22 protein-coding genes and 1 tRNA gene are annotated in these 22,163 nt (G+C 65.9%); 3 read left to right on the top strand and 20 right to left on the bottom strand.

Going from position 1 to position 22,163, the window contains the following annotated elements; all coding sequences use genetic code 11:
• Positions 1-50: 50 nt before the first annotated feature.
• Positions 51-121 (bottom strand) — tRNA-Gly (locus tag GNZ21_RS03145).
• 85 nt (positions 122-206) lie between these two features.
• Here GNZ21_RS03145 and GNZ21_RS03140 point away from each other — a divergent pair.
• Positions 207-1,265 (top strand): glycosyltransferase family 2 protein, encoded by a 1,059-nt coding sequence (locus tag GNZ21_RS03140; protein ID WP_157321248.1) that lies wholly within the window; start codon positions 207-209, stop codon positions 1,263-1,265.
• On the opposite strand, the gene GNZ21_RS03135 is transcribed toward GNZ21_RS03140, so the two are convergent.
• From GNZ21_RS03135 to GNZ21_RS03080, 12 genes are read right to left on the bottom strand one after another with little or no spacing between them, the layout of a single operon-like run.
• A complete protein-coding gene (locus GNZ21_RS03135; RefSeq protein WP_157321246.1) occupies positions 1,225-2,172 on the bottom strand; it encodes a glycosyltransferase family 2 protein in 948 nt (315 codons plus the stop codon). The genes GNZ21_RS03140 and GNZ21_RS03135 overlap by 41 nt on opposite strands.
• Positions 2,162-3,379: an LCP family protein gene (locus tag GNZ21_RS15820; RefSeq protein WP_157321244.1), complete on the bottom strand. Its 1,218-nt coding sequence runs from the start codon at positions 3,377-3,379 to the stop codon at positions 2,162-2,164. Before GNZ21_RS15820 ends, GNZ21_RS03135 begins: the two co-directional genes overlap by 11 nt.
• A gap of 16 nt (positions 3,380-3,395) precedes the next feature.
• The gene (gene rnc / locus GNZ21_RS03125; protein ID WP_229659572.1) at positions 3,396-4,097 is read right to left on the bottom strand and encodes a ribonuclease III; all 702 of its coding nucleotides are present in this window, start codon (positions 4,095-4,097) and stop codon (positions 3,396-3,398) included.
• 55 nt (positions 4,098-4,152) lie between these two features.
• Complete coding sequence (gene rpmF, locus GNZ21_RS03120; RefSeq protein ID WP_044494594.1) at positions 4,153-4,356, bottom strand: 50S ribosomal protein L32; 204 nt, start codon at positions 4,354-4,356, stop codon at positions 4,153-4,155.
• Between the two features lie 33 nt (positions 4,357-4,389).
• Positions 4,390-4,974 carry a YceD family protein gene (locus GNZ21_RS03115; RefSeq protein ID WP_308805469.1) on the bottom strand — a complete coding sequence of 195 codons (585 nt, stop codon included), beginning with the start codon at positions 4,972-4,974 and terminating at the stop codon, positions 4,390-4,392.
• 20 nt (positions 4,975-4,994) lie between these two features.
• A complete protein-coding gene (galU, locus tag GNZ21_RS03110; RefSeq protein ID WP_157321240.1) occupies positions 4,995-5,918 on the bottom strand; it encodes a UTP--glucose-1-phosphate uridylyltransferase GalU in 924 nt (307 codons plus the stop codon).
• A 34-nt stretch (positions 5,919-5,952) separates the two neighbouring features.
• Positions 5,953-6,432 carry a pantetheine-phosphate adenylyltransferase gene (gene coaD, locus GNZ21_RS03105; RefSeq protein WP_157321238.1) on the bottom strand — a complete coding sequence of 160 codons (480 nt, stop codon included), beginning with the start codon at positions 6,430-6,432 and terminating at the stop codon, positions 5,953-5,955.
• A 13-nt stretch (positions 6,433-6,445) separates the two neighbouring features.
• Complete coding sequence (locus GNZ21_RS03100) at positions 6,446-7,663, bottom strand: glycosyltransferase family 4 protein (RefSeq protein WP_157321237.1); 1,218 nt, start codon at positions 7,661-7,663, stop codon at positions 6,446-6,448.
• Between the two features lie 56 nt (positions 7,664-7,719).
• Entirely contained in the window at positions 7,720-8,277 is a 558-nt protein-coding gene (rsmD, locus tag GNZ21_RS03095) for a 16S rRNA (guanine(966)-N(2))-methyltransferase RsmD (RefSeq protein ID WP_157321235.1), read from the bottom strand.
• A 19-nt stretch (positions 8,278-8,296) separates the two neighbouring features.
• The gene (locus tag GNZ21_RS03090; protein ID WP_157321233.1) at positions 8,297-10,480 is read right to left on the bottom strand and encodes an ATP-dependent DNA helicase RecG; all 2,184 of its coding nucleotides are present in this window, start codon (positions 10,478-10,480) and stop codon (positions 8,297-8,299) included.
• Positions 10,477-11,490, bottom strand: a complete 1,014-nt coding sequence (locus tag GNZ21_RS03085) for a DAK2 domain-containing protein (protein WP_157321231.1) — start codon at positions 11,488-11,490, stop codon at positions 10,477-10,479. Before GNZ21_RS03085 ends, GNZ21_RS03090 begins: the two co-directional genes overlap by 4 nt.
• Positions 11,491-11,518: 28 nt before the next feature.
• Positions 11,519-12,610, bottom strand: coding sequence for an LCP family protein (locus GNZ21_RS03080; protein ID WP_157321229.1), 1,092 nt, complete (start codon positions 12,608-12,610; stop codon positions 11,519-11,521).
• A 68-nt stretch (positions 12,611-12,678) separates the two neighbouring features.
• On the opposite strand from GNZ21_RS03080, the gene GNZ21_RS03075 reads away from it, so the two are divergent.
• Complete coding sequence (locus GNZ21_RS03075; protein ID WP_157321227.1) at positions 12,679-13,194, top strand: DUF3515 family protein; 516 nt, start codon at positions 12,679-12,681, stop codon at positions 13,192-13,194.
• A gap of 173 nt (positions 13,195-13,367) precedes the next feature.
• Here GNZ21_RS03075 and GNZ21_RS03070 read toward each other — a convergent pair whose 3' ends face one another.
• Complete coding sequence (locus tag GNZ21_RS03070) at positions 13,368-14,306, bottom strand: co-chaperone YbbN (RefSeq protein ID WP_157321225.1); 939 nt, start codon at positions 14,304-14,306, stop codon at positions 13,368-13,370.
• A 22-nt stretch (positions 14,307-14,328) separates the two neighbouring features.
• Complete coding sequence (locus tag GNZ21_RS03065) at positions 14,329-16,419, bottom strand: hypothetical protein (RefSeq protein WP_157321224.1); 2,091 nt, start codon at positions 16,417-16,419, stop codon at positions 14,329-14,331.
• 140 nt (positions 16,420-16,559) lie between these two features.
• Here GNZ21_RS03065 and GNZ21_RS03060 point away from each other — a divergent pair, with 140 nt between their 5' ends.
• A complete protein-coding gene (locus GNZ21_RS03060; RefSeq protein ID WP_229659573.1) occupies positions 16,560-16,871 on the top strand; it encodes a hypothetical protein in 312 nt (103 codons plus the stop codon).
• A gap of 158 nt (positions 16,872-17,029) precedes the next feature.
• On the opposite strand, the gene nucS is transcribed toward GNZ21_RS03060, so the two are convergent.
• The 5 genes from nucS to atpA form a co-directional block, all read right to left on the bottom strand.
• Positions 17,030-17,722: an endonuclease NucS gene (gene nucS, locus GNZ21_RS03055; protein ID WP_188503759.1), complete on the bottom strand. Its 693-nt coding sequence runs from the start codon at positions 17,720-17,722 to the stop codon at positions 17,030-17,032.
• A gap of 78 nt (positions 17,723-17,800) precedes the next feature.
• Positions 17,801-18,067 (bottom strand): F0F1 ATP synthase subunit epsilon, encoded by a 267-nt coding sequence (locus tag GNZ21_RS03050; protein WP_157321220.1) that lies wholly within the window; start codon positions 18,065-18,067, stop codon positions 17,801-17,803.
• Positions 18,068-18,073: 6 nt separating this feature from the next.
• Positions 18,074-19,531 (bottom strand): F0F1 ATP synthase subunit beta, encoded by a 1,458-nt coding sequence (gene atpD, locus GNZ21_RS03045; RefSeq protein ID WP_157321218.1) that lies wholly within the window; start codon positions 19,529-19,531, stop codon positions 18,074-18,076.
• Between the two features lie 15 nt (positions 19,532-19,546).
• Positions 19,547-20,428, bottom strand: a complete 882-nt coding sequence (locus GNZ21_RS03040) for a F0F1 ATP synthase subunit gamma (RefSeq protein WP_157321216.1) — start codon at positions 20,426-20,428, stop codon at positions 19,547-19,549.
• Between the two features lie 46 nt (positions 20,429-20,474).
• Entirely contained in the window at positions 20,475-22,097 is a 1,623-nt protein-coding gene (gene atpA, locus GNZ21_RS03035; protein WP_157321215.1) for a F0F1 ATP synthase subunit alpha, read from the bottom strand.
• Positions 22,098-22,163 lie beyond the last annotated feature (66 nt).

Here is a 22,163-nt window from a genome sequence, read left to right as displayed (position 1 = left end):
TGCCCCTCAGGTCTCAGGCCGCGGCCGCCGCACGCGGCCGGAATGCACAGAGGGGGTGACGGGAATCGAACCCGCGTAGCCAGCTTGGAAGGCTGGTGCTTTACCATTAAGCTACACCCCCACAATCCAGTGAGGACCTCGGAAACTATACCGCATTCGGCGCTGATCTGCCGACTCAGCTCCGACCTACCGGTAGAGTCGGCACTGTGGCAGAGCCCAGAATCAGCATCATTGTGCCGGTGTTCAACAACGGCGAACTGTTGCGCACCCGCGCCTTCCCGTCACTGATCCGGCTGCCCGACTTTGAACAGCTGCACATACTGCTCATCGACGACGGCTCCACCTACCAGGACACACGCGAGGCAGTGGCTGAGCTGGCAGCGGCCCACAGCAACGTCGCCGCGCAGTTCCTGCCCCGCGGCGGTTCCGGCTCCGCCTCCCGCCCGCGCAATACCGGGTTCGACCTTGCCGATACCGAGTACCTGGGTTTCCTGGACCCCGATGACGAGTTCCTGGGAGCCGGGCCCTGGCCCCTGGCGGTAGCCTTGGATCGCCACCGGCAGGCCCAGCTGGCCGTGGGCAACCAGCAGCGGATCTACGCCGATCGCACCGAGCATGTGGCGAACACCTCCCACTACGCCAAGGTGCCGCTGCAGGGCGAGCAGGGAACGGTCTTCCGGGCCGGGGCTGACATTCTGGTCCGGGCTCGGTTCCGGCCCAGCAACCTCTCCAGCTATCTGCTGCGCACTCAGTGGTTCACTGACACCGGGATCCGGCAGGTGGTGGGGGCCGCCGGGCAGGACTCGCTGTTCTTCCGCCAGCTCTTCGCCGCTGCAGAGGCCTTTGTGCCGGTGCATGAGGAGATCTACGCCTACCATGCCCATACGGAGGGCTCCATGGTGAACACGGTCACCCCGGGCTACTTTGAGAAGTGCCTGATCCGGGAGCGTGCCCAGGCTGAGTGGCTGCAGGAGACCGGCCTGCTTACCAACTACCTCCGGCACGGCTTCGAGCCGACCTTTGCCTGGTACCTGCCCAAACTGCGCCAGGTGCCCCGGGATCAGCGCCCCCAGGCCCGCGCCGTGTTGAGACAGATCGCTGAGATCTATGTGGACCCGCGGTCCCATCACTGGCGCTACCCAGAGGCGATGGCGTTCTTCCGCCGCCCCGGGCTGCCCTCCGCAGAAGGGGTAAAGCCTTTGGCGGTCCGGGCGCTGCGGCGGTTCAGCCCTTCCGCGCGTACTCCGCGCGTCCTCGGCCGGTGAGCGCCTGCAGCATACCCAGCCCTTCACAGAGGTAGTAGTCGTCGGTGTAGGTGATGGGGCGGCGTCGTACCCGTTTGCTGAACCTGCGCAGGGAGCCGTATCCAGCCCGGGCCAGCCCCTCAGCGGAAGTGCGGGCCACCGCTGCCGCCGGCCCCGAGCGCAGCCGCTGCTTGGCGGCACGCACCGCTCCCCCGCGCACAGCACGGCGGCGCAGCCACTCCTTAGTGGCCCGCTGCGCCGGAACATACTCGGAGACCTCAGCCTCGGCGCACCACCAGAACTGTGCTCCGGCGCGCAGCATCCGTTCGAAGAGTTCAGAGTCGGAGCCGCCGATGAAGTTGAAGGCCTCGTTGAACCGCAGCCCCTGGCCAGCCGGCCCGGCCGGACCGAACCAGTGTGCCCGGACCAGCGTGTTGTTGGTGGCCAGACGCCGCTGGTGGGGCCCGGTGGGGAAATCGGTGCGCCGGACATAACCGTAGGAGCCCACCCAGTCCGGCTCATCCTGCTCAAACTCGGGGATCACCGGCCCGGCCACAGCGTCAGCGCCGGAGACTGCTGCGGTCTCCAACAGTGCGGTGAACCAGCCGGGGGTGACTTTCTCGTCGTCGTCCACAAAGATCACCGCCGCAGCATCGGCTGGCACTTCCTGCAGGGCGGTGTTGCGGGCAGTGGCAATCCCGGGCTTGGGCTGGTGGAGGTAGTGAGCCTGCGGATAGGCAGCGCGGACCAGGGACTCAGCCTCCGGATGCGGGGCGTTGTCCACCACAATCAGCTGCGGCTGCTCCAGACTGCTCCCTGTCGGCATATCCACCCCGCGCAGGGAGGCCAACAGCTGCTGCAGCAGGTCGTTGCGCCGATAGGTACAGACCAACACCCAGGTAGTGTGGGCGTTCAGCTCAGTCCTCACGGCTGAGGCCCTCGCCCAGCATGCGGCCGAGCTCGGTGCTCAGCGGCTCATCGTCCTCCAGCTGGGTGAAGGTCCCGGGGCTCTGTTCACCGTCGATAATGTCCATGTAGTCCATGAATCCGTCCATGTTCTCCGCCTGCAGGGAGCGGCGCAGCAGGGTCATCATCTCCTCGTCAGGCAGGATCACCTCGGCGCCGGCAGCGGTGGTATGCGGTGCGCCTGCAGGCATGGTGAAGGTATGGATGTCATTGGCGCGCAGGCTGGTCATATCCATGGCGTAGCCCACGATGGTCTCGGAATCCAGGCCGTCATCCATCTCCATGAACGGCAGAATAGCCTCCAGCACCGCTAGGATCCGGTTGGGATTGGACAGTGTGTCCCCGGAGAGGAAGCGTTCGGCGATGGCGCGCATCACCAGCTGCTGGTTCTCCACCCGGATGTAGTCGCTGGTGGGGAAGGACTTCCGCTCCCGGACGAAGCGCAGGGCATTGGAGCCCTCCAGGCGGATTGTGCCCTCCGGGTAGAAGTCCGGGTTGGCCTGGCCTGCGGAGAAGGCGCGCGGATTGTCCACGTAGACTCCACCCAGGGCGGTGGTGAGGTCCTGGAAGCCCTCGAAGTCAATGGTCACCACATGGTCGATATGGGTGTAGAGCATCTCCTCGATGGTGTCCACGGCCAGTTCCAGCCCGCCCTCGGAGAAGGCGGAGTTGATCCGTCCGTAGCCATAACCGGGGATCTCCACCCACAGGTCGCGCATGATGGACATGATGTAGACCCCGGAGCGGTCCTCTGGGATATGCACCAGCATGATCGCATCGGAGCGCTCCCCACCCTCACCAGTGGCCTCACGGTAGGCCTGCTCCTGATCACCGCGGCTGTCCGAGCCCAACAGAAGGACGTTCACGGTGTTCTCAGAGGTGCGGTAGGCGGTCTCGTCGTCGAGGCTGTCGAGCTCCTCGATGACGTTGCGCTCCTCCTCGAACACTGTCTGGATCCGGTTCACATAGTGATAGACCACCGCCGCAGCGATCAGCCCCAGCACGATGAGCACCGCCAGGATGGAAACGATGATGGTGGTACTACGGCGGCGCTTCTTCGTGGCAGCACCTCCGGCGGTGCGGCGGCTTCTGCGCTGCGGCTCCGAAGACTGCGGTGCCGGTGGGACGGTCCCGCTCCGGGCACGGCGGGGACGGTGCGGCTCAGTCACCGGCGCAGCCCTCCTTTCACTGTCCCTCCGGCAGGTACCGGTCCAGGACCAGGGTAAGGATATCCGGCTCACCCTGACCGCCCGTCAAGGATTCCACGGTGACCCGGGCGGCGTCGCGCTCAGCCTCTTTCTTGGAGGGCCCGGTGCCCTGGCCGTAGGCCTGACCCCCGATGGTCACGGTGGCGCGGAAGTGTTTGCGGTGATCGGGGCCGAAGTCCTCGATCTGGTAGCGGATCTCGCCCAGCTCCCGGGCGGCGGCAAGCTCCTGGATGGTGGTTTTCCAGTCCTTGCCGGCGGTCATCGCCTCTTTGTCGCTGAGCAGCGGGGTGACTAGCCGCAGCACCAGCGTGCGGGCTGTCTCGAACCCGTTGGTGAGGTAGCAGGCACCGATGATCGCCTCCATTGTGTCGGCCAGGATGGAATCCTTGGCCGCCCCGTTGGTGCGCAGTTCACCCTCGCCCAAGCGGATATGAGGCCCCAGCTCCAGGCTCCGCGCGATCCGCGCCAGCGCTCGGGTAGAGACCAGGGCCGGTCGCAGCTTGGCCAGATCTCCCTCGGAGAGGTCTTCGAAGCTGCTGTAGAGGTAGTCGGTGACCACCAGCTGCAGCACGGCATCGCCCAGGAACTCCAGGCGCTCGTTGGTGGGCAGCCCGGAGTTCTCATAGGCGAAGGAGCGGTGGGTCAGGGCAAGACGAAGAGCCTCGGGGGCAATATGCACCCCAAGGCTCTTCTGAAGCGTCTCTGACTCGCTCAATCCGTACGGACCAGTGCGATCAGGCGTCGGCGACTTTGCGGCCCTTGTACTCGTAGAACAGCGGGGTGTCGGCAGAGTCGGTCACCAGCTTGGCCTGGTGAGGCCGGCTGTAGACCACACGGCCGTTCTCCACGGTCTTGACCAGGGTAGGCACTTCGGCCTTCCACTGCGACCGGCGGTGACGGGTGTTGGCACGGGACTTCTTCCGCTTTGGAACAGCCACGGTGTCCTCTTCTCTCTCGTTGCTTTCAGTTGACTACGACGACGCCGCGGCGCCGTCTTCATCCGATTCATTCAGTTGGTCTGCCAGGCCGGCAAGGGCGGCCCAACGTGGGTCGAGCTGCTCGTGGGCGTGACCGGGGTCCTCCTCCATGCGGAATCCGCACTGGGAGCACAGTCCCGGGCAGTCTGCCCGGCACACCGGCTGGAACGGCAGCGCGGAGACCATCAGGTCCCGCAGCGCCGGTTCAACGTCAATGTGCAGCCCCTCGGTGACATGACGAGTCTCCTCGTCATCCTCCTCCGGGCTGGAGGCCTCCTGGGGTTCCCAGGAGTAGAGCTGCATGACATCGACGGTCAGCGGGTAGCTGATCGGGTCCAGGCAGCGCCCGCACTGGCCGGTCACCTCTGCCGAGGCGGTCCCGGTGAGCAGCACTCCCTCGTGCACAGACTCGGCGCGCAGGTCCAGATGCAGCTCACTGCCTTCGGCGATGCCGACCAGCACTGTACCTAACCCTGCGGGGGCTTCAACTGTGGTGGAGAGAGTTTGCTGGGCCCCAGGGTGGCCTTTGAGCTCCTTGACGTCCACGTGCAGCAGATTCTCCTGCTGTGGATGTTTCACAGCGGTCCATCCTACAGGACTCAGAGGTTTTGGGCGAACTCTTTGAGCCATGTCCTCAGGTCAGGGCCCAGATCCTCCCGGTCCACCGCCAGAGTCACTACCGCCTTGATATAGCTGAGCTTATCCCCGGTGTCATACCGACGCCCCCGGAAGACCACCGCATGAACCCCGCCACCCTCGGCAGCAGGCTTAGCAGCCATCGCCTGCAAAGCATCAGTAAGCTGAATCTCTCCACCCTTACCCGGCGGAGTCCGCTCCAACTCCTCAAAAATCGCCGGATGCAGCACATACCGCCCAATGATCGCCAGATTGCTGGGCGCCTCATCAACCGGAGGCTTCTCCACCAACCGGTGCACCGGCACCACCTGAGCCGGATCACCATCAGGACCAGGCTCCTTATCCTTACCCCCAGCATCGACCACCCCATAGGCCGAGACCTTCTCCTGAGGCACCTCCATCACCGCAATCACCGACCCACCCAACTCCTGCTGAGTAGCCAGCATCGTGGTCAGCAACGTATCCCGAGAATCGATGAGATCATCACCCAACAACACCGCAAACGGCTCATTGCCCACATGCTGCTTCCCACACAGCACCGCATGACCCAACCCCAGCGCCTGACCCTGACGCACATAGTGGATATCCCCCAGCCCGGTGGCCTTCTGCACCGCAGCCAGCTTCTTCTCATCACCCTTATCCCGCAGGGTGGCTTCCAAAGCAGGAGCCCGATCGAAATGATCCTCCATGGCCCGCTTGTTCTGACCCGTGATCATCAAAATGTCCTCCAAACCCGCCTTGGAGGCCTCAGCAACCACATACTGGATGGCCGGCTCATCCACCACCGGCAACATCTCCTTGGGCATCGCCTTAGTAGCTGGCAGAAACCGGGTGCCCAGACCGGCCGCTGGGATAACTGCTTTTGTGATCGGTGTGGCGTTGCTCATGCCACTACCTTATCGTGCGTACAATACATTTCTGTTACATGTCGGCAGCGCTCAGCCGCTTATGCACGGCACGGGGAATGAACTCGGAGACGTCTCCGCCCAGGGAATGGACCTCCTTAACCAGGGTGGAGGACAGGTGGGTATAACGCCCGTCGGCGGTGAGGAACACCGTCTCCAGTCCGGTGAGGTGCCGATTCATCGTGGCCATGGAGGATTCATAGGCCAGGTCATGGGCACCGCGCAGGCCCTTGACCACTGCCGATGCCCCGACCTCCTTGCAGAAATCGGTGAGCAGCACCCCGGGGGGAAGCGGCTTTACGCTGACTCCCCGCAGATAGGAGAAGGTCTCCTGGGCCATCTCTATCCGATCCTCCAGGCTGAACATGGGGGATTTGTGCATATTGGCGGAGACGGCCACTACGACCTCCTCGAAGAGGTTGACCGCCCGTGCGACGATCTCCACATGCCCGTTGTGCATCGGGTCGAAGGATCCTGGGCACACTGCTGACTGCATTCGTTTTCCCACCTCAAGCTGGCGTCGTCGTAATATGTTTGCTGCTGAGACCTGCGGCGGCCTCCAGCACCTGGCGGAACCTCTCGAAGAGCAGGTCCCGGTCAAATTCTTGCTGCGCCAGCTCCAGGGCTGCGGCGGAGGCTGCCGCCATGTTGATCTCCCCGCTGCTGAGCTTGCCCACCAGCTGTTCGGCGGCAGTGGCCGGATCCCGGGAGAGCTGCCAGCCGGCACCGGCTGCGCTGAGCACCTCGGGCAGCCAGCCGGCATGGTTGAACAGCACCGGACGGGCAGCGGCCAGGGCGTCGAAGACCTTGTTGAGTGAGTTGATCTCCAGGGCGGGATTGTCCACCAGAGTGGATACCGCGAAGTCAGCAGCTGGGAGCATCCGTTCGATCTCGGTGCGCGGGATCTTGCCCGGCAGGATCTCCAGCGGGGCAAATCCGTACTCGCGGGCGGTCCGGCGGCAGTCCGCGGTGGCAGCGCCCTCGCCGTAGGCCACCACCCGGAACTTCTGGCTGCGGCCCTTGAGCTCCCCGGCCAGCCGGATCAGCCAGGGCACGTCGTAGGTGACTCCGAAGCTGCCGGCATAGAAGAGCACCGTCTCGTCCTCGGCCCAGCCCAGATCCGCCCGGATCTGTTCACGGTCTGCCCGGGCGGGGGCGAAGTTCTCCACATCGGAGGCATTGGGCACCACTGTGGTCGCGGCCCGGGGCCAGACCCGTTTGACCCCGGCCTCCATGCCGGGGGAAAGGGCGATCACGTGCTTGGCGGAGCGGTATGCGAACTTCTCCAGGGCCTCGGCGGCCCGGATTGCCGGCCGGGACTTCAGGAAGCCCAGGGCCACCGGGGCCTCCGGCCAGAGGTCCCGGACCTCGAATACGAACGGAGCGCGGCGGCACTTCGAGGCGATGATGCCCGGCACCGCAGTGGTCAGCGGGGTGGAGGAGGCGAAGACCACATCGGCATCCACCGCCGCGGCCGCCCAGCTGGCCCGGGCCATGAAGGAGACGAACGAGCGCACCCGCTGCTGGAAGACCATGGCGTTCTCATAGGGCACCGCCAGCCGTTTCACATCCACCCCTTCCATCTGGTGGCGCGCGGACTCCCGGCCGCCGCAGATCACGGTGACCTCATGTCCGGCCGCGACCAGCCGACGGGCGAACTGCCAGGGCCGCTGCCAGCCGGGCTCCCAGGGGAAGTTGAAGTGCTGATGGATGTATACGACGCGCACCAGGTCAGTCTATTCCCGGCGGCACGCACGCCGCGACCTGTTGCCGCAGCGGACGCTCAGGCCCCCGGTTCTGCCAACCATAGTCTTGTGGAGCCGTAGGTCTTCTCATGGAAGCGGACGACGCCGCCGGGCCAGCTGGGCTCCGGGGAGCGCGCATTCCGCTCCACCACCACTGTGGCAGCCTCATGCAGCTGGGGGGCCGCTGCGGTGAGCACCTTAGTCAGCTCCGGCTCGGGCAGGTCATAGGGCGGGTCCAGGAACAGCAGCTCGATGGGTTCGCCGGTGCGGCCTCTGAGATAGCGCAGGGCCTGGGCCTTGTGCAGGCTCACCTGGCCGCTGCCGGCGAAGAGCTCGGCGTTCTTGGTCAGCACCCGGTATGCGGGCTCTGCCAGGTCCACTGCCTCCAGGCTGCGTGCGCCGCGGCTGAGTGCTTCAAAGCCTAGGGCACCGGAGCCGGCGAAGACATCCACCACTACGGCGCCGTCGATGGCGTTGTAGCCCTCCAGCCGGGAGAACAGCGATTCCTTGACCCGGTCGCTGGTGGGGCGGGTGCCCTCCCCCGGAACCGCTGCCAGCCGGCGCCCCTTATGGCTGCCTGCAATGATCCGTGCCATGGGGTACAGCGTATGCCGCTCAGCCCTGGTCAGCGAAGTCGACGGCTTCGCTGTGCTCGGCCTCCCAGGCCATTACCGCCTGGTGCAGCTCCCGGGCGGTCTTCCACTCCGGATCCCGGTCGAAGAGGGTGTCGATATGGGCCGCTGCCAGGCTGATGATCTCCTCGTGGCGGATCACGCTGAGCAGCTTCAGATGTTTGGAGACCCCGGCCTGGCTGGCACCGAGCACGTCTCCCTCCCGGCGCCGCTGCAGGTCCAGCCGGGCCAGGTGCATCCCGTCGGTGTGCTGCGCCACATCATGCAGCCGCTGCACCGAGGGGTGGTCCTCGGGCAGCCGGGTGACGAGGAAGCACCGGTTAGTAGTGGTGGTTCCGCGCCCGATCCGCCCGCGCAGCTGATGGAGGGTCGAGACCCCGAAGGAGTCGGCGTCAAGGATGACCATCGTGGTGGCATTAGGCACATCCACGCCGACCTCGATGATGGTGGTGGCCACCAGCACGTCCAGCCTGCCCTGTTCGAAGGCGCGCATGGTCTCAGCCACCTCCTCGGCCGGCAGCCTGCCGTGGGCCACTGCCGTCCGAGCCCCGGCCAGCTGCTCCACCTGCTGCAGCCGCTGGCTGATCAGCTCCACCGAGGCGTCCAAGGAGCCCTGCTCATTGGTGATCTCCGGGCAGACCACGAAGACCTGGTGGCCCTGGCTGATCTGCTCCGCAGCCCGCTGCCAGACCCGGTTGATCCATTCGGGGCCGCGCTGGGTGGGCACCACATAGGTCTCGATCGGGCTGCGCCCGCCGGGCAGTCCGGCCAGCACGGTCAGCTCCAGGTCGCCGAAGACTGTCATCGCCACTGATCGGGGGATCGGGGTGGCCGACATCACTAACATATGCGGGGTGGGGGTATAGCGCTCGCGCAGGGCATTGCGCTGCTGGACCCCGAACCGGTGCTGCTCATCGACCACCACCAGGCCGAGCTTGAGGAAGCTGACCTTCTCGCTGAGCAGAGCATGGGTGCCGACGATGATCCCGGCCTCCCCGGTGACGATGTCCAGCATGGCCTGCCGGCGCTCAGCAGTCTTCATGGAGCCGGTGAGCAGGGTCAGCTTGACGTTCGGACTCTGGTCGCCGGCGGTGAACAGATCGTCCTGGGCCAATTCGCCGAGCATCCGTCGCAGGGACTGGGCGTGCTGGGCGGCGAGCACCTCTGTGGGAGCGATCAGTGCGGCCTGGGCCCCGGAGTCGGCCACCTGCAGCATCGCCCGCAGCGCCACCAGGGTCTTTCCGGAGCCGACCTCCCCCTGCAGCAGCCGGTTCATCGGGCGGCTTCGTTCCAGGTCCTGGGCGATCCACTCCCCGCAGCGGCGCTGACCCTCGGTGAGCTCGAAGGGCAGCTGGGCGTCGAAGGCCTCCAGGACTCCGCCGCTGCGCCGCGGGGCTGGGATCCCGGGCAGCTGGGCGGCTTCCCGGCGGCGCCGTCCCAGGGAGCCCTGCAGGATCAGCGCCTCCTCGAACTGGAAGCGCCGCAGCCCAGCCTCGGCATCTGCCGCCAGCACCGGCCGGTGCACGCTCTGATAGGCATCATGCAGCCCCGGGATGCCCTCCTCCCGGCGGATATGCTCCGGGATCGGATCGGTCCAGGCGGAGAAGTCGATGGCCTCGAATGCCTCTTTGATGTAGCGCCGCATTGTGAAGGCCGAGACCTCCCCGGAGCCGGGGTAGAGCGGCAGCGGCATCCGCTCGGGATGCTCGGCCTCGATCCCCCAGCTGCTGACCGGCTGGCCGTCGCCGGTCATGATCACCTCGAACTCCGGGTTGGTCATGTTCTTGCTGCCTTGGAACTCAGTGACCTTGCCGTAGAACAGTGCCGCAGTACCCTCGGTGAGCTGACGCCTGGCCAGGTAGCCGTGGAAGAAGCTCAGTTGCAGGGTGTTGCCCAGCTGGTCGGCCACGGTGACATCCACGATGAACCCCCCGCGCTGGCGCAGTCTGCGCTCCTTCTGCTGCAGCACTGTGGCCAAGAAGCTCACTACCTCCCCCACCTGCAGCTCATCGAGGCTGTAGCGGTCGTTGAGCTGGACGTATCTACGCGGGAAGTGCCGCATGAGGTCCTCGGCGGTGCGGTAGCCGAAGGCCCGCTCGATCCGCGGCGCCTGCCCCTTGGGCACCACCATCCGCAGCGGGGAGTCGGGGAACACCGGTCCGCTCACCGTCCGGCTCCGTCCTCCCGGCCGCGGCTCAGCGGGGTGCTGGTACTGGACTCCAAGGGGCCCGCCTGTTGGACGGCGGCCAGTGTGGCCTCCGGGTCTGCGGTGTGCACGTGGATGCGCCAGCGCAGCGCACCTTCAGGGTCCGGGTCTGCGCCGATGGGGGTGATGATCACCGATTCTCCCAGCTCATCCAACTGGTGCCGCAGTGAGGCCGCACCCAAGGGGTTCAGCCGGACAGTGCACATCAGTTCCACTCCGTCCATCAGCTCGGCAGGTGCTCCGGAGGAGGACGACGCCGAGGCGCGGCTGTGCTGCCCCGGCTCCAGGTCCCAGCCCGCCAGTCCCTCAAAGATGCTCTGCTCCACGGCGGTCCCGCGGACCGTGGCGGCCAGGGCGCTGAGCACCATGAGCAGGCCCAGGCCGCCGGAGTCCACCACTCCGGCGCGGCTGAGTTCGTCAAGCTGCCGCTCGGTCTGCACCAGGGCGGCACGGGCCGCCCGGAGCACCGGGTCCATCGCGGCTTCCAGGGCGACTCGGGACTCCGGCTGCTCAGCCGCGGCGGCGCAGCGGGCAGCCTCGTCCCGGGCGGCATCGAGCACTGAGAGCATAGTTCCGTCCACAGGGTTGGACAGAGCTGACCAACCGCGCAGGCTGGCGCGGTCAAACCCCCGGCTCAGCGCGCTCACCGTGAGCCGCTCCAACCCTTCCAGAGGTTCGGCGAAGCCTCGGATCAGCACTGCCAGCAGGGTGCCTGAGTTGCCGTAGGCTGCGCCCATGGCCTGCTCTCCGGCAGCCGCCAGGAGCTGTCCCAGGTCATCCCCGGAAGTCTGCTCCACCGCAGCCCTGCTGGAGCGGATGGTGGCGAGCATATTGCCTCCGGTATCCGAGTCAGCCACCGGGTAGACGTTGATCCGGTCCAGGCGATGCCGGTGGGTCTGCAGGGTGTCCTCGGCCAGGGCGAACCAGTGCCGTGCGGCCGCAGCCCCTCTGATTTTTCCCTTAGTGCCCACCTGAGAAGCCTAATTCATGTTCCGGAGATCACTCCGAGGCGGCGTCGTCCTCGTTGAGGTACTCGTCCAAGGTGCCCTCCCACATGGCCTGGGATATCCGCTGCTGCTCCTCGAGGTCCTGGTGCCAGATCCACTGCCCGTCAGAAGACCAGCCGGAGCCTGCGGTGGGCAGGGTGGAGAAGCTGATGTTGTTCAGCGCCCCACGCCCGTCCCAGGCCAGCGCTGCGGCCCGGGTGGAGGTCAGATCCGGGTCGGTGATCATATGCTCGGCGAAGGTGGCGACCATATCGTTGGTGCGCACCGGGTTGGCCAGGGTGGAGGGGGTGGCTGCCTCTTGGATCACGGCACGGATGAAGGCCTGCTGGTTGCGGATCCGCTGCAGGTCTCCGTCGGGGAAGCTGCTGCGGTGGCGCACAAAGCTCAGGGCCTGATCGGCATCCATATATTGGCTGCCGGGGGTGAAGGTGTAGCCCTCATTGGTGGTGAAGGACTCCGGGTAGCTGGAGTTGACGCGCACCCCGTCCAGGGCCTCGACCATTCCTACGAATCCGAGCATGTCGATGGCGGCCACATGGTCGATCCGCACATCCAGCAGCTGCTCCACTGTGGCTGCAGTCAGCCAGTGGCCGTTCTCCCCACCCAGGGCCAGCCCGGCGTTGACCTTATGCCAGCCCCGCCCGCCGGGGATCTCCACCCACAGGTCTCGCGGGATCGAGATCACCTGGACAGAGTCGCTGTCCTCCGGAATGTGGACTAGCATCAGGGTGTCGCTGCGCCCGCCACCGGGCACCCGGGGCAGGTCCTCATTATCACCTGAGCCCCCGTTGGCGTCCGTGCCCAGCAGGAGGATATTTGTGGCCTCAGTGGGCTCGGGCCGCTCTTCCTCCGGCGGGAGGATCTCCTGGGCATCCTCCTCGCTGAGCTCCGGGAAGTGACTGACATTGCTGCTGTAGGAGCGGTGCAGGCTGAACAGGTAGGCCCCGGCCGCCACCAGGCCCAGAACCACCAGAGTGGCCATTGCCCCCAGGATCCAGCGGGCGCTCTTGTTCTTCTTTTTGCGGCGCGGCGGCTCATCGTCATCGTGGACGAAGAACTGCTCGGCGGGACCGACAGCAGTCATCGGTGTTCTCCTCATGAGGCGAGTGGTGCGGTTAGCGCACAGTGAAAGATTCCTACAGAATATGTCACGTGCCTGGATTCCCTGCCCTTGACACTGCGACACACCGGTGGGCCGCAGCCTTGGCCCTCTGCGCTGCCGGGTGGGCTCTGGCCTCCTGCGCCTCCACCGCAGATGTGCAGGCCGCCCCGGAGGCCCATCATCCAGACTGTGCGGAGGTGATGCTCACCCTGCCGGAACAGATCGGGGGCTTCGAGCAGCGTCCCACCGCCTCCCAGGCCACCTCCGCCTGGGGGGACCCGCTGGCGGTGGTGCTGCGCTGCGGTGTAGAGCCGGTGCTGGAACCCACGGAGCTGCCGTGTGTGGCCCCCTCCGGGGTGGACTGGGTCTGGGTGGAGCATGAGGAGCACACCCAGCTGATCAGCTACGGGCGCGAACCCGCAGTGGAGCTGCTCATCGAGAATGAGCACATCAATGAGTCCACCATGATGGATGTGCAGGTGGCCCTCTCCGCCCCGGTCACCCGGATCGATCAGTCCCGCGAATGCCTGGCGATGAACGACGTCGACCCGGAGAGCGAGCTGTGAGCTGCAGGTGAAGCGAGGCAGCGTGTGAGGAACGGAGTGACGACTTCAGGTCGTGAAGCTCGGCGTCAGCCGAGCGAGAGCGGGCGCGACGGGAACCGCGACCTCTGGGTCCCGCGCAAACGCCTCAGCGTTTGTGCGGGCCAGGTCGTGGCGCGCGCGCTCGCGGGACAAACTCAGAAGAGCGCCGTTGCGAGCTTCTTGCGGGCGGCGGCCACCCTGGGATCGGAGTCGCCGACGATGCTGAACAGCTCCACCAGATGCTTGCGGGCCGTCTCCCGGTCATCGCCGAAGTGACTCTGGATGTACCGAATCAGCCGGTTGAAGGCGTCCTCCACATGGCCGCCGAGCACATCGATATCGGCCACATCGGTCTGCGCCTGGACATCATCGGGATTCTCCGCAGCACGCTGGCGCACGGCGGCCAGATCCGCACCGTGGGTGCGCTTCATCAGCCGGACCTGGGCGATGCCCAGTTTGGCCTCAGAATCGCCCGGGTTCTCCTTGACCGCCTGCTCGAAGGCGGCCACCGCGGCGTCGTAGTCGCCCTGCTCCAGTGCCTGGTGGGCTTTCTGGTGCAGTGGGGGCACCTCAGGCTCGGCCTCGGCGTCCTGCTCCCCTGCTGTGGTTGCCAGGGGCTTCACCGTGCCGGTGATCCCGTTCTGGGTGGCCAGCTGAAGGATCTGGGTGACCACCTGGGGCAGCTGCTCCACCGGGGCGGAGGAGTCGAACTCCGCGATCGGCTGGCCGGAGAGGAAGGCGGTGACCACCGGCAGTTTGCCGGCCTGCTGGGCCAGCTCCGGGCTTGCTGCAGCGTCGATGGTGGCCAGTACGATCCGTCCCCGCTGGGCGTCGACTGCCCGCTGCAGGGCGCTCTGGAACTGCTGGGAGACCGCATCCTCACCGTGGATCAGCACCAGGGCCGGAACCTGGGCGGATAGCTGCACGATCTGCTGCAGCTGCTGCGGCGCCACTGCGGCGGTCCAGGAGTCCTGACCGCCTGGCCGGGAGCCGGAAGCGGCAGGCTGTTGGCCGGAGCCCTCCGCCAGGGCGGAGAGGTCTACTGCACCATGGGCATTGACTGTGCGCTGGTTAGCTGAAGGATTCTCACTCATCAGCCCTCATCTTAGCCGCGGATCAGTACTCGTCGAACCAGTCCGGGGTGTCGATATTGGCATCAGCGATCAGATTGTCCACACCGATGAGCACAATCTCTTCCTCCGAGTCGGCCGGCGGGATCTGGACCACCACGTACTCACGGGAGGTGATCTGGGTGTCGAAGGTGGTCCAGTCGGTGCCTACCATCTCGACGACCAGGTCGTGGTCCAGGAAGATCGTGTCGCCGTCGCTCAGGGGTGACATCTCCATAGTCATATCGAAGGAACCGGCCAGCACCACGGTGCCGTCGGGCAGCTCAATCGCGGAGAGGTCCTCATAGTCGACTTCGGGGTTGGGGAAGTTGATCTCGGTGTCATCGGCCGCCTCGCTGAGCTCCTCGTGGTACTCGTGCAGGGCCTGGATGTAGAGGCTCTCGCTCACCTGTTCGCCGAAGTCGTGGCCATCGTCCACGAACCACCGGGACAGGCTGCTGAGCACCCGGGCCGGGGAGTTCTCATCCTCAGCATCGCCGGGGTCGGCCACTGAAATGCCGCCCTGCTCCGGGGAGAAGGTGGGGAACTCGGTGCCGGGGGCCATCATGGTCGAATGGGTGAGTTTGTAGTTCTCCTGGGCAGTGGCCTGCTCCAGGAAGAGGATCTGCAGTGACTCCGACTCCGGCTCCTCCACGATGACCATGGCCTGGCGCGGGAACTCCGGGTCCCCGGAGACGGCAGCAGAAAGCACCTCAGTGCCGATGGGGTTCGGCAGGGCGGTATCGGCCAAATCATGGTTGCGGTAGGCCAGTTCCCGGTATTCCAGGGCCTCGCCGGCTACCCGGTCCTCCAGCAGCTCGGCATCCTGCTCCTCGTCAGCGGCGGCCACAGTCTGGGCCACATCCTCCAGGATGCGGTCCAGCTGGGAGCTCAGCAGCACGGAGTAGCCTTCGGAGGGAACCTCCTCGGTCTCGACCTCAGCCTCAGCCTCGGTCTCCTCCTCCAGCTCCTCGGGGTCAGGCTGTTCCGGAGCGTCCTCATCCGCAGCGGCGTAGGCGGGTCCGCCCAGGCCGAAGCCAGCGGCCAGCGCAAGGAGCATGGCCAGCACTGCAGCGAAGGGAGACCTGCCGCGGCCCAGCCGGTCCCGCAGGCCCTGCGCCCAGCTGGGCAGCTTGTGAGTGCGGCCCTCGTCAGCGCCGGATGGGGCGGGCGGATCCTGATCGGGGTCCTCCTCCTGATCTGCCTCCTCCTGGTCGGCGTGGTCCTGGTCAACCTGGTCAGCCTGGTCCTCCCCCTCGTTCTCGGTGTCGGGGGCCAGCGCGGTGGGCTGGTCGGGCTGCGCGGTCTCCACTGCGGGAACGTTTCCGGTCTCCACGCCAGGGATCACCCAGGCATTGGCGGTGTCCTGGGGTTCCTGGTCCTCGCGACCATTCTCGGCCTCGGCATCCTCCGCTGCGTGACCGGACTCAGCCCCTGCCGCGGCAGGTGCAGCTGCGGCGGCCTTATCCGCCTTGCGGCGCTTCCGCCGCGGGGTGCCCACTGCCCAGTAGAAGAGCACCAGGGAAAGCAGCACCAGCAGGGCACCGCCGATGATCATCCACACGCCGCCCTCATTGCTGAAGGTTACGGTCTCGGTGGTGGTGATGGAATTGGGGGCCGGCTCAAAGTCCTCGCGGTAGATCAGCAGCGCCCAGTCACCAGCTTCATCCGGGGTGTCCCAGCGGTAGGGCGTCTCTCCCTCGGCGCTCTCCACACTGACCCAGAGGTCTGAGTCTGTGGGATCAGGCATATCGGTCTCGCCGTCGATGAACTCTGCGGTGATGCGTGAAGGCTGCTCGGGATCCTCGGACGCCTCATAACCGGTGACCCGGTTGTGGGCGGCGTCGCCGAGCCATGCCTCAATGTCATAGGTACGGCCGACCGCGATCAGGTACTCCCCCTCGGCCTCGATGGTGAACTCATCACGGCCGTCCTCGGCGTCGATCACATCATCGGTGATCACGGTGAAGGGGGCATCCTCGGCGCCCTCTGTCTGGACGGTATGTGTCTCCTCGGTCTCGGCGGTCAGCCGGTCGACGCCGAAGCCGACCAGCGCCAGGCCGGCCAGGAACGCAATGATGGCAGAAAAGATTCGCACTGGGGTGTAGTCCTTATATGTGGCGGTGTGGACCTGCGAGGGTCCGCTCGGGAATGTCCAGCGCCCTACCATACCGAAGATAACGATATGGTTACAATTCAGCTTTCTTTCAGCCTGTGGGCTCTGGGAGAATGGTTGCTGTGGGCAAAGGAAAGGGACGACGCCGCGGCGCCTCCAAATGGCAGCAGGAGCACCGTCCGCTGGGCACTCAGTTCCTGGCACCGGGAGGAATCGCCGCGGGGCGAGTTCAGCGCCGGGACGGCGAGTACCACCTCAGGCACATCTCCGCTGCGGCCGCGGCCAAGGACTACAGCTGCCCCGGCTGCGGACTGACCATCAGCGCCGGCACCGCTCATGTGGTGGCCTGGCGGGCCGACTCGGTACTCGGTGATGAATTCGCAGCCTCGGAGCGCCGCCACTGGCACAGCCACTGCTGGCGCATCAGCAGCTGAGGAGCCAGCACAGCGATGCGACGACTTCAGGCGCGAAGGCCGGCGCCACTGCAGCCGGCCAAGAGTGGCCGCGACGGGAACCGCGACCTCCGGGCCCCGTAGAAACGCACCAGCGTTTGTGCGGGCCAGGTCGTGGCGTGCGCGGCCACGGGACCGACTCAGAACAACCGTGGTGCCCCGGACTCCTCGCCCTTCATATCCTCATAGTCCAGCACTACGCAGCGGATCCCCCGGTCCTGGGCCAGAGTCCGGGCCTGGGGCTTGATCTGCTGGGCGGCGAAGACTCCCTGCACCGGGGCCAGCAGCGGGTCCCGGTTGAGCAGGTCGAGGTACCGGGTGAGCTGCTCCACCCCGTCAATGTCCCCGCGGCGCTTGAGCTCCACAGCCACGGTGCCGCTGGGCCCCTTGGCCAGGATGTCCACCGGGCCGATCGGGGTGGCATGCTCACGGCGGATCAGCCGGTGACCCTCCCCCAGCCGTTCGATCTGCTCGGCAAGCAGCCGCTGCAGGTCGGCCTCCACCCCGTCCTTGACCAAACCAGGGTCGGTGCCCAGCTCATGGGATGAGTCGTGGTGGATCTCCGAGATCAGGATCTTCAGCTCGTCATCGGACTTCTCCGCCGAGACGGTCCAGACCTCGGTGATGCCGGCTTCACGCTGCTCAGAGTCCGGCTCACTCACTCGCATGATGGCCGGCGGGGACATCCAGTTCAGCGGCTTATAGGACCCGCCGTCAGCGTGTACCAGCACCGCCCCGTCGGCCTTGATCATCAGCAGTCGTTTCGCCTCGGCCAGCTGGGCGTTGAGCCGGCCGGAGTAGTTGACCGAACAGGTCGCAATCACCAATCGCACAGCAGACCACCCTACCGGAAAGACGCTGATGGCCCCCGGCGAACCGGGGGCCATCAGCGGAAAGTGAGAGATACGGAACTAGCTCCGAATGTCCGCCTCGTCAGCGACCACTGTCACCTTGTCGTCATCCACGGAGAAGAAGCCGCCTTTGACATGGGCCTTGATGGGGCCGCCGCCGTCCACAGGTTCGATGGTCAGCTCCCCCTCGGCCAGCAGGGCCAGCACCGGGGTGTGCCCGGGCAGGATGCCCATATCACCCTCCACGGTGCGGCCGGTGAGGGACTTGGCCTCACCGGACCACACCGCATGGTCTGCGGCAACTACCTGTACGTCGAGTGCAGCCATGGCAGATCAGCCCTGCTTCTGCAGCTCGGCGTACTTGCGCTCCACGTCGTCGAGCCCGCCGATGTTGTAGAAGGCCTGCTCGGGGATGTGGTCAAGATCGCCGTTGGCGATGGCGTTGAAGCCCTCGATGGTGTCCTTGATCGGCACGGTGGAGCCCTCCACGCCGGTGAACTGCAGCGCAGTGTAGGTGTTCTGGGAGAGGAACTGCTCGATCCGGCGGGCACGGGCCACCAGAATCTTGTCCTCCTCGGAGAGCTCGTCCACACCGAGGATCGCGATGATGTCCTGCAGCTCCTTGTTCTTCTGCAGAATCTGCTTGACCCGGGTGGCGCAGTCGTAGTGCTCCTGACCGATGTACTGCGGGTCCAGGATGCGGGAGGTCGAGGTCAGCGGGTTCACGGCCGGGTACAGACCGCGGGAGGCGATCGCACGGTCCAGCTCGGTGGTGGCGTCCAGGTGTGCGAAGACGTTGGCCGGGGCCGGGTCGGTGTAGTCATCGGCGGGCACGTAGACAGCCTGCATCGAGGTGATGGAGTGGCCGCGGGTGGAGGTGATGCGCTCCTGGAGCACGCCCATCTCGTCGGCAAGGTTGGGCTGGTAGCCCACTGCGGAGGGCATCCGGCCCAGCAGGGTGGAGACCTCGGAGCCGGCCTGGGAGAAGCGGAAGATGTTGTCGATGAACAGCAGCACATCCTGGTTCTGCACATCGCGGAAGTACTCCGCCATGGTCAGCGCAGACAGCGCCACGCGCAGACGGGTTCCCGGCGGCTCATCCATCTGGCCGAACACCAGAGCGGTGTCCTTGAGCACTCCGGCCTCTTCCATCTCCACCCAGAGGTCGTTGCCCTCACGGGTACGCTCGCCCACACCGGCGAACACCGAGGTGCCGCCGAAGTTGCGGGCCACACGGGTGATCATCTCCTGGATGAGCACAGTCTTGCCCACGCCGGCGCCGCCGAAGAGGCCGATCTTGCCGCCGTTGATGTAGGGGGTCAGCAGGTCGATCACCTTGATGCCGGTCTCCAGCATCTCGGTGGAACCCTCGAGCTGGTCGAAGCCGGGTGCCTGGCGGTGGATGGGCCAGCGCTCGGTGACCTCCAGCTGGTCGGAGGGAATGTCCAGAGTCTCGCCGAGCACGTTGAAGATATGCCCCTTGACGCTGTCGCCCACCGGCACCGAGATGGGTGCTCCGGTGTCCTGGACCTGCACCCCACGCACCAGGCCGTCGGTGGCCTGAAGGGAGATGGCGCGGACCAGGTTATCGCCCAGGTGGGCTGCGACCTCGAAGGTGATGGTGGAGGTCTCACCACCCAGGGTCAGCTCGGCGGTCAGCGCGTTGTACATCGCGGGGATCGCGTCGGCGGGGAACTCAATGTCCACCACCGGGCCGATGACACGGGCGACCCGGCCGGTCGCACCGGGCTGCACGGCCTCTGTGGGCTGTTCTGCAGTAGTGGCAGTCATCTCTCTCACTTTCAATTACGACGACGCCAGCGCGTCGGCACCGGCGATGAGCTCGGAGAGCTCCTGGGTGATCTCGGCCTGGCGCGCGTTGTTGCGCAGCAGGGTGTACTTCAGGATGAGGTCGTTGGCGTTGTCGCCGGCGGACTTCATGGCCTTCTGGCGGGCAGCCAGCTCAGAGGCCGAGGCCTCCAGCATGGCTGAGAAGATGCGGGACTCGATGTACTTAGGCAGCAGCTCGTCCAGCACCTCCTCCGGGGAGGGCTCAAACTCGTAGAGCGGGTGCACAGTGGTCTCATCCTCGACCACGGCCAGCGGGAGCAGGCGCTTGACCACCGGCTCCTGGGTGACCATGGACTGGAACTCCGTGTAGACCAGGTAGATCTCGTCCACCCCGCCCTCTTCGGTGGGCTGCACGAACCGGTCCACCAGTGCCTTGCCGATCTCCCGGCCGACAGTCACATCGGGGTTGTCCGTATTGCCGGTCCAGACCTGGTCATACTCGCGGGACCGGAAATCGTAGAAGGCCTGTGCCTTGCGGCCGTAGAGATAGGGGCGTGCCTCCACACCCTGTTCCCTCAGAGTCGCCAGCAGCGACTCCGACTTCTTGATCACATTGGTGGAGTAAGCCCCTGCCAGGCCACGGTCGGAGGCCATGACCAGCACCGCGGCACGCTTGGGCTCGGCCACCTTCTCAGTGAGCACGTGGTCGATATCGTTCTGAGCGGCCACGGCTGCCACGGCGCGTGTGATGGCCTCGGCGTAGGGCGTGGAGGCCTGGGCACGCGAACGCGCCTTGCCCACCCGTGCGGTGGCGATCAGTTCCATCGCTTTGAAGATCTTCTTCATCGACGATGTCGATCGGATCTTGTCGCGATAGACCCGGATCTGGGCTCCCATGCGATTCCTTCCTTAGGTCAGAGGTTCAGCTGGACTCTGGCGGCGATCAGGCCTTGAGCTCTTCCTGCTGAATCTCGGCAGCGTCCATGGCGATGGCTTCCTCAGTGCCGACCAGGGACTCGCCGGCCCCTGCTTGGAACTGGGCCTTGAAGTCCTTGATGCCGGACTTCAGCGCCTGAACCGTGTCATCCTCCAGCTTGCCGCTGGCGGCGATGTTGGTCAGCACATCGGTCTTGCGCTTGAGGTAGTCGATCCACTCGGCCTCGAACCGCTTGACGTCGCTGACATCGACATCGTCCAGGTGGCCCTGCGAGCCGGCCCAGATAGACACGACCTGCTCCTCCACCGGATAAGGGGTGTACTGGGGCTGCTTGAGCAGCTCGGTCTGTACCTCACCACGGGTCAGCTGGGCACGGGTGGCCGGGTCCAGGTCCGAGGCGAACATGGCGAAGGCCTGCATGTCCCGGTACTGGGCCAGGTCCAGCTTCAGGGTTCCGGAGACCTTCTTCATAGCCTTGGTCTGTGCGGCGCCGCCGACTCGGGAGACCGAGATGCCCACGTCAACCGCGGGGCGCTGGTTGGCGTTGAACAGATCAGACTGCAGGAAGATCTGGCCGTCAGTGATGGAGATGACGTTGGTGGGGATGAAGGCACCCACATCGTTGGCCTTGGTCTCGATGATCGGGAAGCCGGTCATCGAACCGGCGCCGAGCTCATCAGAGAGCTTGGCGCAGCGCTCCAGCAGGCGGGAGTGCAGGTAGAACACATCGCCGGGGAATGCTTCACGTCCCGGCGGGCGGCGCAGCAGCAGCGAGATCGCACGGTAGGCCTCAGCCTGCTTGGAGAGATCATCAAACACGATGAGCACGTGCTTGCCGCCGTACATCCAGTGCTGGCCGATGGCGGAGCCGGCGAAGGGTGCCAGGTACTTGAAGCCGGAGGGGTCGGAGGCCGGGGCGGCCACGATGGTGGTGTACTCGAGCGCGCCCTGCTCAGCGAGGGTCTGGCGCACTGCGGCGATGGTGGAGGCCTTCTGGCCCACAGCCACGTAGACGCAGCGGACCTGCTTGTTCACATCGCCGGTCTCCCAGTTGTCCTTCTGGTTCAGGATGGTGTCGATGGCGATGGCGGTCTTGCCGGTCTGGCGGTCCCCGATGATCAGCTGGCGCTGGCCGCGGCCGATCGGGATCATGGCGTCGATTGCCTTGATGCCGGTCTGCAGCGGCTCATGCACCGATTTCCGCTGGGTCACGCCGGGAGCCTGCAGCTCCAGGGCGCGGCGGGACTCTGCCTCGATCTCGCCAAGGCCGTCGATGGGGGTACCCAGCGGGTCCACTACGCGGCCCAGGAACTTATCACCCACCGGCACGGAGAGGATCTCTCCGGTACGGGTGACTTCCTGTCCCTCTTCGATGCCGGAGAACTCGCCGAGGATGACCACGCCGATTTCACGGGTGTCGAGGTTCTGGGCGAGTCCCAGTGTGCCGTCCTCAAAGCGCAGCAGCTCGTTCGACATGGCCGAGGGAAGTCCCTCGACTCGTGCGATGCCGTCGGCCGCGGAGATTACGCGACCGACCTCGGTGCGCTCAGCGCTTCCCGGGTCGTAGGACGCCGCAAACTCGTTCAAGGCATTGCGAACGTCGTCGGCGTTGATGGTCAGATCGGCCATCTGCTTCTCCCTGCTCTCCTGTATTCAGCGGCCGTCTGCGACGGCCGTACGGTTCAGTTGGTGTTC

It is taken from the genome of Nesterenkonia alkaliphila (assembly GCF_009758175.1).
Lineage (GTDB): Bacteria > Actinomycetota > Actinomycetes > Actinomycetales > Micrococcaceae > Nesterenkonia > Nesterenkonia alkaliphila.
Note: the sequence above shows the minus strand (reverse complement) of the source record. Positions and strands in the feature narration are given on the sequence as shown.

Excerpts from the sequence above, each read along its gene's own strand:
- rsmD (WP_157321235.1), bottom strand. The coding sequence starts at position 8,277 with ATGGCACGGATCATTGCAGGCAGCCATAAGGGGCGCCGGCTGGCAGCG.
- GNZ21_RS03040 (WP_157321216.1), bottom strand. The coding sequence starts at position 20,428 with ATGGGAGCCCAGATCCGGGTCTATCGCGACAAGATCCGATCGACATCG.
- GNZ21_RS03070 (WP_157321225.1), bottom strand. The coding sequence starts at position 14,306 with ATGAGTGAGAATCCTTCAGCTAACCAGCGCACAGTCAATGCCCATGGT.
- GNZ21_RS03080 (WP_157321229.1), bottom strand. The coding sequence starts at position 12,610 with ATGACTGCTGTCGGTCCCGCCGAGCAGTTCTTCGTCCACGATGACGAT.
- GNZ21_RS03050 (WP_157321220.1), bottom strand. The coding sequence starts at position 18,067 with ATGGCTGCACTCGACGTACAGGTAGTTGCCGCAGACCATGCGGTGTGG.
- atpA (WP_157321215.1), bottom strand. The coding sequence starts at position 22,097 with ATGGCCGATCTGACCATCAACGCCGACGACGTTCGCAATGCCTTGAAC.
- atpD (WP_157321218.1), bottom strand. The coding sequence starts at position 19,531 with ATGACTGCCACTACTGCAGAACAGCCCACAGAGGCCGTGCAGCCCGGT.
- galU (WP_157321240.1), bottom strand. The coding sequence starts at position 5,918 with ATGAGCAACGCCACACCGATCACAAAAGCAGTTATCCCAGCGGCCGGT.
- coaD (WP_157321238.1), bottom strand. The coding sequence starts at position 6,432 with ATGCAGTCAGCAGTGTGCCCAGGATCCTTCGACCCGATGCACAACGGG.